The following is a 14,022-nucleotide window of genomic DNA, read 5'->3' on the forward strand; positions in this document are numbered from 1 at the left end:
AGGCTACTCCTATTGACGCGCGCGCGGCGTGGTATTGGGGTCCGGTTCGGAAATGAACCCGACCTTCGCGAACCCGGCCGACTGCATCGTGTAGATCGTACCACCGATGCAACGATACGGGGTATTCACGTCGCCACGGATGTGCACTTCCGGCAGTTCCAGCTTCGGATTGCCGACGCCACCCTGACGGGCGATTTCGTCCTCCAGCTTCTTGACCGCGCGGGTACGCAACTCGTCGGCATTGACCCGGGTCAGACCCCAGTACACCGCACATTCGTTGCCGAGGCCCTGTACCGAAAGCGAAACGTTTTCGGGCTTGGTCGTCGTCGGTTCGAACACGACCTTCGGGACCTTAAGACCGCTCACCTGCTGCACCACGACCGGAACCGCGATCAGGAAGATGATCAGCAGCACGAGCATGACGTCCACGAGCGGCGTGGTATTGATGTCCGAGAGGGGGGCTTCTTCGCCGCCGCCGCCAACACTCATCGCCATGAGGCTATCCTATCCACTTTTACTCAATCGAACCGGCGGGATCGGTCACGACCCCGCCGGTGTCAGCGTCCAATCAGACGCGCGGTGCGGTCGGCACGCCACCGGCCTGGCCGGCGGTGGTGCTGCCGACTGCCGGCTTGGCGACGGGTGCCGGGCCGCGAGCGGCGATGGCCGGACGAACCGCACCGTTCGACGCCAGGAAGCCCAGCACGTCGTTCGAGAAGGACGACAGATCCTTCTGGATCGACTTGTTGCGGCTCTGCAGCCAGTTGTAGGCGAGCACTGCGGGAACCGCGACGACCAGACCGATGGCGGTCATGATGAGCGCTTCACCGACCGGACCGGCGACGTCACCGATGGCGGCCTGACCGGCGGCACCGATCTTCACCAGCGCGCGGTAGATGCCGACGACGGTACCGAACAGACCGACGAACGGCGAGGTCGCACCGACGGTGGCGAGGAAGGGCAGGCCGCTGTTCAGCTTCGAGTTGATCGATGCTTCCGAACGGGCGAGCGAACCGTGCAGCCAGTCATGCGCTTCGACCGGGTCGGTCAGCTTGCCATGCTGTTCCTGCGCGGCGAGGCCGTCGTCGACGATCTGGCGATAGGCCGAGTTCTTGTCGAGCTTCGCGGCGCCTTCACGCAGCGAGTTCGACTGCCAGAACGAAGCCTGAACGCGCTTCGCCTGGTTCATGATCTTCTGCTGTTCGAACAGCTTGGTGAAGAGAATGTAGAACGAACCGACCGACATGATGACGAGAATGACCAGCGTGCTGATCGCGATCGCGCCGCCCTGCTGCAGTGCTTCGTAGAAGCCGAAGTTCGGAGCCCCGGCGGGTGCGCCGGCAGCAAGAATCGGAGTGAGCATCGAATAGTTTCCTTAGAGCTGATATGTTCTTGAAGAATTTGCCCCGGTACTGCCCCGCGCCGTTTTCGCCGCGAGGCACCCGGTCTTACCGATCGGCCGGCATCGTCCATCGCACGCGGCGCGAACCCGTCGAACGGATCGGATTGCCCGACTGATCTAGTGCCGGCGTGAACCGTGCACGGCGCTGGAGCGTCGCACAGGTCGCACGATCCAGTGCGGCGGAACCGCTGGACGCAGTAACGCGACAATTCTCGACACGCCCTTGCGTGTTGATGTCCCACGCGATCGCCGTCACGCCCTCATCACCGCTGTTCAGCGCCGATGCAGGATAGTCGTCGTTCGTGAACCACGTAGCTGGATCACTCCTGGGGCCAGCAGCCTTGCTGATCACCGGAGCGGGCGGCGCGGGCGGCGCCACCGGTGCCGGCGGCGCAGGCGGACCAGCAGTCGGAATCGGCACGTATGACGGCGGCGGATTCGTCTGAGTCTGCATCTGCACAGGCGGCGGATTCGGATTCTGGACGATCGGCGGCGGCGTCACAACCGGCGGCGGCGACTGCGGCTGCGGCTGATCCGGCGGTGGCGGGGGAGGAGGAATCTCCTCGGGCGGGGGTGGCGGTTCCTCGACGTCGAACGTCTCGGTGTCTTCGACCGCCTTCTTCACGTATTTATAGGCAAGACCGGAAATGAACGCATAGCCGATCAGAACGTGGAGCAACCCCACGATGATCAGTGCGACGATCCGGCCATTACCTGCTTTTTGATCAGCGTAAGCCATTCAGCAACCAAACTCCTCTAGCCCGGTACATTGGGTCGGTCCGTCCGGCGAAACCGGCGCGCAACGACCGTCGTGTCCGGGGCTACGCGGCATTCCGGACGCGATTGTCTATCGCGGCCTTTTAAACGACGCAAACGCTTTGTCGGACGAAACAATCGTACAATCGCGCCATTACCGAAATAAGTCTGTAACCCCGCATTTCCGGCGATTATGACCGGTCGCATGAACCGCACTTTCCTGATCGCGACCGTCATGTCCCTGTTTTTAATCGGGTGTGGCCCGGTGATGGCGCGCCAGAATGGCACGCCGAATGTTATCGTTACCGATTCGTCCGACCCACCTTATGCACAGTTGGCCAGCCTGACGCTGGACGGCGACATCGTGCTGGACGCGACGATTCGCTCGGCCGCGCGCATCCCGCCGGCCGAAGCCGCCGGGCTGGCACCGGGGCATGTCCGGTTCTACGTCACCGCCGATGTCGGCGCGTTGATTCGCGCGAACGGACCGTTGCCGGCGCGGGTCGGGTATCTGGTCGACGTTCCGTTCGACCCGCTTGGCCGAGCGCCCAACCTGAAGCGCCAGCGCGTCATCGCGTTCGCCCGTGCCGTCGCCGGACGTCCCGATCAGATACAATTGCTGACGCCCGATGCGCAATTTGCGTGGAGCCCCGCACTCGACCAGCGGGTGCGCGGCGTCGTTCGCGACGTACTCGCGACCGATGCGCCGCCGGCGGTGACCGGGATCGGCAACGCGTTTCACGTGCCCGGAACGCTGCCGGGCGAAGGTGAGACGCAGATCTTCTTGAAGACCGCCGATGGCAATCCGGTATCGCTGCTGGTCCTGCGCCGGCCGGGCGAGGCGAAGCGTTGGGCATTGTCGCTGGGCGATATCATCGACGAAGCGGGCGGTGCGCCGCAGCGCGACACGCTGGCATGGTACCGGCTGGCCTGTGGATTGCCCGACGCCCTGCCCGAAGGAAGCCTGCAATCGCAGGAAGACGACAATGTGACGATCGCCCGCGAGGATTATGCGTTCGTGCGCGAGGAGCTGGGTCCCTGCAACGACGGTCGCCGCGGCTGAGCGATCAGCGTCCGAGGTGGACGAAGTCGCGCTCGAACCGCACCAGCCCCGCCCCGCCGTCGACGAACAGCACCTGACCGGTCGATGCGGTAGCGCCGGCGAGAAAGAGTACGGCCTCGGCGACCTGATCGGCGGTCGGCAGGCGTTCGAGCGGCATCATCGCCGCCAGCCGCTGCAACTGGTCGGGAGCGTAATCAGCTGTCGCGATGGTCAGACCGGGCGCGACGCCATTGACGCGGACCGATGGTGCCAGCGCGAGGGCAAGGGTCCGGGTCGCCTCGGCAAGTGCCTGTTTCGACAGGGTATAGGCCAGCTGGTCGCGATGCGGATGGGCGATCCGCTGATCGAGAATGTTGACGACCGCCGACCCGCCCTGCCCCGCCAATGCCGTGGCGAGCGCGAACGGCGCGGCGGCGTTGACCGCGAAATGCGCGGTCAGTGACTCGGGCGCGGGATAGCTGTCATCGTCGGCGCGGAAGCACGACGCGTTGTTGACGAGCAGATCGACCGGCCGGCCGAAGCGATCCGCCACCGCCGGGACGAGCGCGGCGACCGCCGCCGGATCGGCGAGATCGGCAGCGAAACTGGCGTGGCGGGCGTCCTTCAGCCCCTCCACGACCGAGCGATCGGGCTCGCCGGCGCGACTGGCGTGGAGCGCGACGTCATATCCCGCCTGCGCCAGTCGGACGGCGATCCGGCCGCCCATCCGACGATAGCTGCCGGTGACCAGCGCCAGCGGGCGGGTCACCGCCGGTGCCGGACCATCGTGACGCCGATCGATTCGCCGGCCTCGGCAATGGCCAGCTTGACGATGCGGATCTTCACGCGCTGCACGCGCGGATCGGACAGGAAGAGGGTGTCGACAATATGGTCGGCCACCCCCTCGATCAGGGTGAAATGCACCCCCGGCGGCAACGCGTCGGTCGCCGCGTGCTTGAGGTCCATATAGCTTTTGGAAGCCGATAGCGGCGTGTCCGGCGTGAAGCGTTCGGGACAGTCGAGGTCGACCGTCATCGAAATCCGCAACGGTTGCGGCAGGTGCGTTTCCTCAGAGTAAATGCCGGTCAGGACATTCACTTCGACATCATGGACTTCCAACTGGAGCGAATCGCGCACTCTGCACCTGTCATCATATGGGAATATCGGCGCGATAGCAGAAGGTGCCGGCAGCGGAAGCGGGCACCGGCGAATCTTGGCCCTTGTGCCTGTCCGTCGCGGCGGTACAGGCGCGCATTCCGTTTCGATTGGACCCGTATTGCCCGACTTGCGCCCCCTTGCCGCCGTGTCCCCGACCGATGTCGAAGCGCTGCTCGACGCGGCGTTCGGGATCGATCGGCATCGGCGAACGGCGTATCAGGTGCGCGCGGGGCTGCAACCGATCGGAGCGCTCAGCTTCGCGTGGGTCGAGGACGGGCGGCTGACCGGGTGCATCCAGTGCTGGCCGGTGCAGCTCGACACCGATGACGGGCGGGCGGTGCCGATGGTGATGGTCGGCCCGGTCGCGGTCGCGCCCGACCGGCAGGGGACCGGGATCGGGCACCGGCTGATGGCCGAGGCGATCGCGGCGGCGGGCGGCGATGCGCCGCTGATGCTGATCGGCGACCCCGAATATTATGGCCGGTTCGGCTTTGGTGCGCAGCGGACCGGCGGGTGGCGGATGCCGGGTCCATACGAGCAGCGGCGGTTGCTGGCGCGTGGAACCGTGCCCGACCACGGCGGCATGGTGGGTCCGCGGATCGTAATGGCGGCGTGAACCCCTTGTGGTGGGCGCGCGGTCCAAGCTAACGGACGCCCATGCCGATGCAGCCCCCCGCCGACTTCGCCTCGCTCTCCCTCGCCGAGGTCGCACGCCTTGCCGCCGAAGCGAAATTGCCGCCGGTCGATCGCTGGAACCCGACCCATTGCGGCGACAGCGAGATGCGGATCGCCGCCGATGGGACCTGGTATCATCAGGGGAGCGCTATCACGCGGGCCGAGATGGTACGGCTGTTCTCGACGATCCTGCGGCGGGAAGCCGATGGCGCGCATGTGCTGGTGACGCCGGTCGAAAAGCTGTCGATCGCGGTCGACGATGCGCCGTTCGTGGCGGTCGAGGCGAAGCTGTCGGGCGAAGGCGAACAGGGGCGGATCGCGTTCCGGCTGAATACCGACGAACTGGCGGTGGCCGATGCCGAGCATCCGATCCGGATCGAAGGGGACGCAGATGCGCCGCGCCCGTATCTGCGCGTGCGCGGCGGCATGGATGCGCTGATCGCGCGTCCGGTCTTCTATGAACTGGTGGAGATGCTGGCGACGGGGCCGGACGGCCGGCGCGGGCTGTGGAGCGAGGGCGCGTTCTTTCCGTTCGAGCCGGCATGACGCTGGCCGACCGGCTGCGCGCGCGGCTGGCGGACCCGGTCGAGGACTTGCTGACCGGCGATCTGAACGGCGCGGCACCGATGCCGGAGGGCGGCTGGCGGGCGGCGGCGGTGCTGATCGCGGTGACCGAGCGGGCGGAGCCGGGCGTGTTGCTGACGCAGCGGACCGGCGACCTGCGCACCCATGCGGGGCAGGTGGCGTTTCCGGGCGGCAGCATCGATCGGGCCGATGGTGGGCCGGTCGCGGCGGCGCTACGCGAAGCTGCGGAGGAGATCGCCTTGCCACCGCAGGCCGCGACCGTGGTGGCGACGCTCGACCGCTATCACACGGTGACCGGGTTCGAGGTCGTACCGGTCCTCGCCACGGTTCCGGCGGACCTGCCGCTGATGCCGGCCCCGCTGGAGGTCGATGCGATCTTCGAAGTGCCGCTGACCGTCCTGCTCGACCGGGCGAACTATCAGGTCGGCAGCCGCTGGCATGAGGGGACCGAGCGATTCTATTACGAACTGATCTTCGGCGAGCGGCGCATCTGGGGTGCGACGGCGGCGATGATCCTCAATCTGGCACGACGACTGACATGGCCCTGACCGAATCGCTTCCCCCCGCCGACTGGATGCAGCGCCCCGGGCTCGACCGGCTGGCCGACGCGCTCGACGCCGATGCCGGGGCGGCGCGCTATGTTGGGGGGGCGGTGCGCGACACGTTGCTGGGGCTGGATGTCGCCGACATCGACGTCGCGACGATCCACCCGCCGCAGGAGGTCGTGCGGCGGCTGGAGGCGGCGGGGATCAAGGCGGTGCCGACCGGCATCGCCCACGGCACGATCACCGCGGTCGCCGACGGAACGGTGGTCGAGGTGACAACGCTGCGCCGCGATGTCGCGACCGATGGCCGCCATGCCGAGGTCGCCTTCACCGACGACTGGCAGGCGGACGCGGCGCGGCGCGATTTCACGATGAACGCGCTCTATGCCGATATGCGCGGCCATCGGCTGCATGACTATTTCGATGGGATCGTCGACCTGCGTGCCGGGCGGGTGCGGTTTATCGGCGATCCGTTGCGGCGCATCGCCGAGGATCATCTGCGCATCCTGCGCTTCTTCCGCTTCCTCGCGCGGTTCGGCAATACGCCCGATGCCGAGGGGCTGAACGCCTGTATCGATCGCGCCAACGACCTGATGGCATTGTCGCGCGAGCGGATCGCCGAGGAATTGCTGAAGATGCTGGTCGCGCGCGACGCGGTCGATGTGATGCGGTTGATGGTCGGGCATGGCATCTGGACGCCGGTGCTGCCGGAAATCGATGCGGCGGCGGTCGAGCGCCTTGCCGCGCTGGCCGCCGCCGAAGCCGCCGCCGGCATTGCCTCCGATCCGGTCCGCCGGCTCGCCGCGCTGCTCGACGCTCGCAATGCCGAGGGTGTCACCGCGCGGTTGAAACTGTCGAATGCCCATCGCAAGCGGATCTGCACCGCGCTGGGCCACAACGATGCCTGGCCCCCGCAGGAGACGGGATACAGGCTGGGCGTCGAAGGCGCGATCGATCGGTTGCTGATGACAGGCGATCCCGCAGCAGCGGCGAGCCTGATCGGCTGGACCCGCCCTGCCCTGCCGCTGTCGGGCGGTGCGCTGGTCGCACGCGGCCTGGCGCGCGGTCCCGATGTCGCCAAGGCGTTGCGCATGGTCGAGGATCGCTGGATCGCGGAAGGATTTCCCGACGCCGCGCGGACCAGCACGATCGCCGATGACGTCGTCGTTCAGGCGTTGCGCGCCACCAGCATCGCATAGGCCGCATCGGCGTCGATCGGCTTCGAATAGAAATAGCCCTGTCCGAATGCGCAGCCGAGCGCGACGAGGGTCTGTTCGAGTTCCTGCGTCTCGATCCCCTCGGCGGTGGTCCGCATGCCGAGCGCCTGGGCGAGGCTGAGGATCGCGCGCACGATCGCCACCTTGTCGCGATCGGCCAGCATGCCCGACACGAAGCTGCGGTCGATCTTCAACTTGTCGATCGGCAGTTTCTGCAGATAGGCGAGGTTCGAATAACCGGTGCCGAAATCGTCCATCGCGATCGTGGCGTGCATCTCCTTCAGCGCCAGCATCGTCCGCAACGTGCTGTCGGGATCGACGATGAACGCGCTTTCGGTCAGTTCGATGGTGAAGCGATCACCGGTCAGGTCGTGGCGCGACAGCACGTCGGCGAACATCGCCGCGATATCGTCACGTTGCAGCTGCACCGCCGACAGGTTGACCGCCATCTTGGCACCGCAATGGCCGCCGGATTTCCGATCCCATGATGCGAGCGTCCGCGCCGCTTCGTCCATCGCCCATCGGCCGAGCGGCACGATCAGCCCGCATTCCTCGGCGACCGGAATAAAATCGACTGGCGAGATATGCTGCCCGTCGGGCGTCTGCCAGCGTGCCAGCGCCTCGAAACTGCTGATGCGGCCGTTCGACAGGTCGTAGATCGGCTGGAACGCCAGGCGGACTTGCCGTTCCTCCAGCGCCGTGCGCAACCGCGTCTCGATCGAAAACTGGCTGCGGACGATATCGAACAGATGCAAGCGATAGATTTCGGTCTGGCCGGTCCGTTTCGATCGTTTCACCGCGAATTGCGCGTGGCGGATCAGGTCCTCGGCTTCGTCCTCGGTATCCTCGCCCAGCGCGATACCGATCGAACAGTCGACGCTGATGCTGAAGTCGGACAGCTGGAACGGCTGGACCAGCGCCTGTTGCAGGCGACCGGCGACCAGCATCGCATCGTCCGGCCCCCCGCGCAGCGTCAGCAGCACCGCGAATTCGTCGCCACCGGTGCGCGCCATCACGTCGCAGCCGCGCAATACCCCTTTCAGGCGGCGCGCGACCGAGATCAGCAATTCGTCGCCCGACAACGACCCCATGCACGCATTGACGCGGCTGAACCGGTCGAGGTTGATCGCCAGCACCGCGTAGCGCGCGCGATTGCCGTCCGCGATCCGTTCGTCGACCAGATCGCCAAAGCCCATCCGGTTGGCGAGGCCGGTCAGCGAATCGGTGTTCATCTCCCGCCGCAGGCTGGCTTCGGTGCGCTGTTCGGCGGTCTGGTCGAGCAGCGTCATCAGACAGCGGGTAATCGCGACCCGATCGGGACGGCGCGCCAGCGTGACGTCGTAATAGTGGCTGTCGACCGAATCACCGATTTGCAGCGGCACGCGACAGCGGGCTTCGGTCGAGGTCAGAAAGGTCGCGATGCGATCGCCGATCGCATCGAGCAGCGCCGCTTCCCCGCCACGCGCGAAGCCCACCGCGCGGAAGGCCAGGTTGTTCGCGGTGAACACCGGTCGCCCGTCGATCAATTCGACGATCGCCGTCGGCGCGGGGATCAGGTCCAGCGTCGCCGTGTCGGCATCGTGCGACGCTTCCGGTACCCCCAACGGTTCGGCGCCAACGGCGAGCGAATCGTCCGAAACCGGATGCGCCTTGAACGCGGAGAGGAACTGCCGACCGAAAGCCATTTGCATCGCCGTACCACGGCGATGGTTAAGAGCTTCTGAAACCCGACAATCGATTCGCGTGGACAGGTGCCGTGCGTCAGAAACGGTTGTCGCGGGGGAAGCCGTTGGGCGGCATCCGCCCGGCTGCACCCCGCGCCGCGCGCCACGGCGTCAGATCGCCCTCGGTCCGGACCCGCCCGGTTTCCCCACCCATCGTCCAGGTCAGCCCGTCGACGAACCGCAGGGTCCGCGCATCGGACAGGCCGCCGTCGCGGAACCGTTGCAGTTGCACCCCCTGCCCACGGGCCATTTCGGCGAGTTCGGACAGCGGAAACAGCACCAGCTTGCGATTGTCGCCGATCGCCGCGACATAATCGTCCTCCGGCCCGATCGGCCGGACGATCTTCAGCTTCGCACCGGGGCGCGGTGCCATCACCTGCTTGCCCTTGCGCGTTTCGGCGAGCACGTCGGCGATCCGCACCGCAAAGCCGCGACCATCGGTCGCCGCCAGCAACAGCCGGTCGGATGCCGCCGCGCGGAACAACCCGACGATCCGCGCATCGCCGTCGAGATCGATCATCGCCCGCACCGGTTCGCCAAAGCCGCGTCCGCCCGGTAGCTTGTCGGCACCCAGCGTGTAGAATCGCCCGCCATCGGTGGTCAGCAACAGCTTGTCGGTCGTGTGGGCGTGGAACGCGAAGGCCGGGCCGTCGCCCTCCTTGAACCGGGCGGTATCGGCGGAGGCGAGGTCGACATGCCCGCGAAGTGCCCGCACCCAGCCGCGCTGCGACAGGATAACGGTCAGCGGCTCGCGCTCGATCATCGCCTCTGCCGGAATTTCGCGTGCCGGGGCGGCTTCCTCGATCGTGGTACGGCGTTTTCCGAGTGCCGTTTCGCTGCCATAGCGGTCGCGCACCTTCGACAGGTCGCGCTTCATCCGGGTCCGTTGCCGGGCCTCACTGGACAGCAGCAGCGTCAGTTCGGCCTGCTCCTTTTCCAGCTTCGACCGCTCGCCGCGAATCTCCATTTCCTCCAGCTTGCGCAGACTGCGCAGCCGCATGTTCAGGATCGCTTCGGCCTGACGATCGGTGAGGGTGAATTCGGCGATCAGCACCGGTTTCGGTTCATCCTCGGTTCGGATGATCGCGATCACCCGGTCGAGGTTGAGATAGGCCGCCAGATAGCCGTCGAGCAGTTCGATCCGGTCGGCGATCCTGGCGAGGCGATGCTCGCTGCGCCGACGCAGGACGACGAACTGGTGATCGACCCATGCCTTCAACGCCTCGCGCAGCGACATGACGCGCGGGGTGCGATCCTTGTCGAGAACGTTGAGATTGAGGGGAACGCGCGATTCGAGGTCTGTGAGCCGGAACAGCCCATCCATCAGCACCTGCGGGTCGACGGTGCGGCTGCGCGGTTCGAGGACGATGCGGATCTCGGCGTCCGATTCGTCGCGGACATCGGTCAGGATCGGCAGCTTCTTGTCGTTGATGAGCGCGGCGATCTGTTCGATCAGCTTGCCCTTCTGCACCCCATATGGGATTTCGGTGATGACAACCTGCCAGCCGCCGCCCTTCTCCCGTTCGATTCCATGGCGCGCGCGGACGCGAAAGCCGCCGCGACCGGTGGCATAGGCCTCGCGGATCGCGGCGGGCGGATCGGCGACGATGCCGCCCGTCGGAAAATCGGGGCCGCGTACATGGGCGAGCACGGCGGCGTCATCTGCGTCGGGCCGGTCGATCAGCACCATCGCGGCTTCGTACAGTTCGGCGGCATTGTGCGGCGGGACGCTGGTCGCCATGCCCACGGCGATGCCGCTGGCCCCGTTGGCGAGCAGGTTGGGGAACATGCCAGGGAACAGTTCGGGTTCCTGCTCCTCGCCATTATAGGTTGGGCGGAAATCGGTAGCGTCCTCGTCGAGGCCCGCCATCAGGTCGATCGCGACCTGCGTCAGCCGCGCCTCGGTATAGCGATAGGCGGCGGCGTTATCGCCGTCGATATTGCCGAAATTGCCCTGTCCGTCGACCAACGGATAGCGCAGCGCGAAGTCCTGCGCCAACCGGACCATCGCGTCATAGACCGACTGATCGCCATGCGGATGGTATTTGCCGATCACGTCGCCGACGACGCGCGCGCATTTCTTGTACCCCGATGCCGGGTCGAGCTTCAGCAGCCGCATTGCCCACAACAGCCGGCGATGCACCGGCTTCAACCCGTCGCGGACGTCGGGCAGCGACCGGGCCGTGATCGTCGACAGCGCATAGACGAGGTACCGCTCGGACAAGGCGCTGTCGAACGGTGCATCGAAGATGCCGATCGGTGTCGAAGGGTCGGTCAGTTCACTTGCCATCGCGACCGCGATAGCAGGCGAACCCCGCTCCTGCGATAGGTGAAATGGAACGAACCGGGATCAGGCCGCCTGTCGCCCGTCGGATTCGCGCCCGGCCGCCGGCTCGCCATCGGCCAGCGCCACCACATCGGCGACGATGCCCTGCCATTCGGCGTCGCCCATTTCGATCAGGCCGAACAGCCGCATCAGGAACGCGCCCTCCATCGCGAGGAACGCCAGCCGCAGCCGGCGACCCGCGTCGGTGGTGACGTCGATCAGATCGATCCGCTCGCGATACCATTTGCGCACCAGCACCATGTGCTGCGGCGAATTGAGGACCGAGACCAGCAGGCTGGGCGCGCCGCGTCGCGAACGGTCGTTATAGTCGGCGGCATAATCGATATGGGCCCGGACCGGGCAGTTGTCGTCGACGCTACCCAGTTCGGCGATGCGGTCGGCATATTCGTCCTGCCACCGCTCGAACATCGCGGCGATCAGCGATTCCTTGCTGCGAAAGCTATATTGCACGCCGCCATTGGTGATGCCCATATGTTCGGCGACGGCGGCGATGGTCAGGCCGACCGGACCCTTTTCCAGCGTCACCGATTCGGCGGCATCCAACAGCTTGTCACGCTCAATCGTACGAGTTCGTCCCACAATAACGCCCCTTTGCGGCCGACATATCGCCGGCCATTCCCGTCCCCGTCTCCCTGTAGCTCAAAAATATCCGCACGCGCGACTTTATTATACGATTTATCCATATTGGGTACGGTTGCGACTTTCGATCGGACTGCGGCAATGGTGGAATGCGTCACATCTTTCATCCCGATGACCTGGCCGGACCTGACCCGGCGACCCCGCCCCGATCCGGACCGGACGTTCCGCTATGGCACGGACCGGTTGCAGGTGGTCGATCTGTGGCTGCCCGCGGGCGATTCGCCCTCGCGCTGGCCGACGGTGCTGATGGTGCATGGGGGATGCTGGCAGAGTTCGGTCGCCGACCGGCGGCTGATGGACTGGGTCGCCGCCGATCTGCGTGCCGACGGGATCGCGGTATGGAATATCGACTATCGCGGCGTCGACCGTGACGGCGGCGGCTATCCGGGGACGTTTCTCGACGCAGCGGCGGCGGCCGACCTGTTGCGCGACCATGCCGGGGCATATGCGCTCGACCTGTCGCGGATCGTCGCGGTCGGGCATTCGGCGGGCGGGCATCTGGCGCTGTGGCTCGCCGCGCGCCATCGCCTGAGCCAGCATAGTCCGCTGGCGACCGGCGATCCGCTGCCGATCGCGCAGGTCGTCTGTCTGGGCGGCCTGCCCGATCTCGCCGCGGTCGAGGCCAGCCCCGATAATGGCTGCGGGACCGAGGTCATCGCGCAGCTGGTCGGGGGCGACCGGGCCGATCGCTTCGCCGACACCTCGGTCGTCGAGCTGCTGCCGGTCGGGGTGCCGATCGAGCTGATCGACGGCGCGCAGGACGCGATCGTCCCCGCCGCGATGGCACCGGCCTTTGCCGCGGCCGCCCGCACCGCCGGCGACCGGGTGGGAACGCAGCGGATCACGGATACCGGCCATGTCGAACTGATCGCACCCGGAACGCCGGCATGGGCCACCGCCAAAGCTGCTATCCGGCGCGCCTTACCGATCGCCGGGCCTGTCGCATAGAGCCGGATTGCACCTGCCTTATTCTTGCCTTATTGTGGCCGCAAATAAGGCAGGAGTTGTCGATGTCCCGTCCGCGTTCGACCTTCATCATCATGGCCGCCGTTTCCGCTGCGCTCGCCGGTTGCGGCCGGCCCGATACCGCCGGCGAGACGGGATCGACCGATCAGGATGTTCCGCCCGGCGTCGAGGTGACGGCCGCGCCGGGTGTCGCCTTCCGGTACGACTATGCGTTTCGCCTGCCGGCGCAGCGGATCGCGGCAGCCCAGGAACGCCATGCCGACGCGTGCGAGCGGCTGGGTCCGGACCGCTGCCGGATCACGGGAATGCGCTATCTCCGCTCGCCGAAGAACGACGTCACCGCCGATCTTCAGTTCAGCATCGTCCCCGCCCTCGCGCGCAGCTTCGGCCGCGATGCGATCGGTGTGGTCGAGCGCAGCGAAGGCGGCGTACGCAGCGTCAATGTCAGCGGCGAGGACGTCGGTGCGACCATCGACGCCGCCAGAACCGCGCGCAACGCCACCATTGTCGAACGCGCCACCGTCGAGAAGCGGATCGCCGACGGCAACCGTTCGACCGCGGTCGAACTCGAGCGGCAGCGTGCCGATCTGGGGCGGACCATCCGGGACGTCGATGCGCAGACCGCCGGGCAACTCGCGCTCCTGAATGCAACGGCGGTCGCGTTCCATTACGAATCAGGCAAAGCCGCGCCGGGCTTCGAAACCCAGTCGCCGCTGGCACAGGCCGGCGAACTGCTCGGCTGGTCGGCGGGCGTAACGTTCAGCACGCTGCTCAACCTGCTCGGGCTGCTGCTGCCGCCGATGCTGTTGGCGGCGATTATAGCCGGGCTGTTCGTTGCCGGGCGGCGGTTCGTGCGGCGGCGGATCGCGCCGGCGGCGTGATTGCGCGGCCGGCCCCCTTGGGCTATGCGGCGGCTTTCTACACCGGCCACGGGCATTCCCCGGACCGGCCCGTTTCGTCGAAGGG

General features: G+C 66.7%; 15 protein-coding genes. 7 read left to right on the forward strand and 8 right to left on the reverse strand.

What is annotated here, in order from left to right:
• Positions 1-9: 9 nt before the first annotated feature.
• The 3 genes from ASE50_RS11795 to ASE50_RS11805 all read right to left on the reverse strand — a co-directional run bounded on the left by ASE50_RS11795 (position 10) and on the right by ASE50_RS11805 (position 2,141).
• Positions 10-495 (reverse strand): ExbD/TolR family protein, encoded by a 486-nt coding sequence (locus ASE50_RS11795; RefSeq protein WP_056400487.1) that lies wholly within the window; start codon positions 493-495, stop codon positions 10-12.
• Between the two features lie 73 nt (positions 496-568).
• A complete protein-coding gene (locus ASE50_RS11800) occupies positions 569-1,363 on the reverse strand; it encodes a MotA/TolQ/ExbB proton channel family protein (protein ID WP_056400493.1) in 795 nt (264 codons plus the stop codon).
• A gap of 85 nt (positions 1,364-1,448) precedes the next feature.
• Entirely contained in the window at positions 1,449-2,141 is a 693-nt protein-coding gene (locus tag ASE50_RS11805) for an energy transducer TonB (RefSeq protein WP_056400496.1), read from the reverse strand.
• Between the two features lie 222 nt (positions 2,142-2,363).
• Between ASE50_RS11805 and ASE50_RS11810 the strand changes: the two genes are divergently transcribed.
• A complete protein-coding gene (locus ASE50_RS11810) occupies positions 2,364-3,221 on the forward strand; it encodes a hypothetical protein (protein WP_235512314.1) in 858 nt (285 codons plus the stop codon).
• Between the two features lie 4 nt (positions 3,222-3,225).
• On the opposite strand, the gene ASE50_RS11815 is transcribed toward ASE50_RS11810, so the two are convergent.
• Both ASE50_RS11815 and ASE50_RS11820 read right to left on the reverse strand, forming a co-directional pair.
• Positions 3,226-3,969 (reverse strand): SDR family oxidoreductase, encoded by a 744-nt coding sequence (locus tag ASE50_RS11815; protein ID WP_235512316.1) that lies wholly within the window; start codon positions 3,967-3,969, stop codon positions 3,226-3,228.
• Positions 3,966-4,337, reverse strand: a complete 372-nt coding sequence (locus ASE50_RS11820; protein ID WP_056400504.1) for a dihydroneopterin aldolase — start codon at positions 4,335-4,337, stop codon at positions 3,966-3,968. Before ASE50_RS11820 ends, ASE50_RS11815 begins: the two co-directional genes overlap by 4 nt.
• Positions 4,338-4,476: 139 nt before the next feature.
• On the opposite strand from ASE50_RS11820, the gene ASE50_RS11825 reads away from it, so the two are divergent.
• Genes ASE50_RS11825 through ASE50_RS11840 form a run of 4 tightly spaced genes read left to right on the forward strand, consistent with a single transcriptional unit; the run spans position 4,477 to position 7,362 of the window.
• Positions 4,477-4,974 (forward strand): GNAT family N-acetyltransferase, encoded by a 498-nt coding sequence (locus ASE50_RS11825; RefSeq protein ID WP_056400509.1) that lies wholly within the window; start codon positions 4,477-4,479, stop codon positions 4,972-4,974.
• 41 nt (positions 4,975-5,015) lie between these two features.
• Complete coding sequence (locus ASE50_RS11830) at positions 5,016-5,579, forward strand: DUF1285 domain-containing protein (RefSeq protein WP_056400511.1); 564 nt, start codon at positions 5,016-5,018, stop codon at positions 5,577-5,579.
• Positions 5,576-6,166 carry a CoA pyrophosphatase gene (locus ASE50_RS11835; protein ID WP_056400513.1) on the forward strand — a complete coding sequence of 197 codons (591 nt, stop codon included), beginning with the start codon at positions 5,576-5,578 and terminating at the stop codon, positions 6,164-6,166. The genes ASE50_RS11830 and ASE50_RS11835 overlap by 4 nt, the downstream gene beginning before the upstream one ends.
• Entirely contained in the window at positions 6,157-7,362 is a 1,206-nt protein-coding gene (locus ASE50_RS11840) for a CCA tRNA nucleotidyltransferase (protein WP_200909525.1), read from the forward strand. The genes ASE50_RS11835 and ASE50_RS11840 overlap by 10 nt, the downstream gene beginning before the upstream one ends.
• Here the strand turns inward: ASE50_RS11840 and ASE50_RS11845 are convergent.
• The 3 genes from ASE50_RS11845 to ASE50_RS11855 form a co-directional block, all read right to left on the reverse strand.
• Positions 7,332-9,065 carry a putative bifunctional diguanylate cyclase/phosphodiesterase gene (locus tag ASE50_RS11845; protein ID WP_082438986.1) on the reverse strand — a complete coding sequence of 578 codons (1,734 nt, stop codon included), beginning with the start codon at positions 9,063-9,065 and terminating at the stop codon, positions 7,332-7,334. The two genes, ASE50_RS11840 and ASE50_RS11845, sit on opposite strands and share 31 nt — an antisense overlap.
• Positions 9,066-9,141: 76 nt before the next feature.
• Positions 9,142-11,394, reverse strand: coding sequence for a DNA topoisomerase IV subunit A (gene parC, locus ASE50_RS11850; protein ID WP_056400520.1), 2,253 nt, complete (start codon positions 11,392-11,394; stop codon positions 9,142-9,144).
• A gap of 60 nt (positions 11,395-11,454) precedes the next feature.
• On the reverse strand, positions 11,455-12,030 hold the full coding sequence (locus tag ASE50_RS11855) for a TetR/AcrR family transcriptional regulator (protein WP_082438987.1): 576 nt from the start codon (positions 12,028-12,030) through the stop codon (positions 11,455-11,457).
• 171 nt (positions 12,031-12,201) lie between these two features.
• Between ASE50_RS11855 and ASE50_RS11860 the strand changes: the two genes are divergently transcribed.
• Entirely contained in the window at positions 12,202-13,038 is an 837-nt protein-coding gene (locus tag ASE50_RS11860) for an alpha/beta hydrolase (RefSeq protein ID WP_056400848.1), read from the forward strand.
• Positions 13,039-13,100: 62 nt separating this feature from the next.
• A complete protein-coding gene (locus ASE50_RS11865) occupies positions 13,101-13,937 on the forward strand; it encodes a hypothetical protein (RefSeq protein ID WP_056621005.1) in 837 nt (278 codons plus the stop codon).
• Positions 13,938-14,022 lie beyond the last annotated feature (85 nt).

This window comes from Sphingomonas sp. Leaf5, from assembly GCF_001421155.1.
In the GTDB taxonomy this organism is placed as follows: Bacteria; Pseudomonadota; Alphaproteobacteria; order Sphingomonadales; family Sphingomonadaceae; genus Sphingomonas.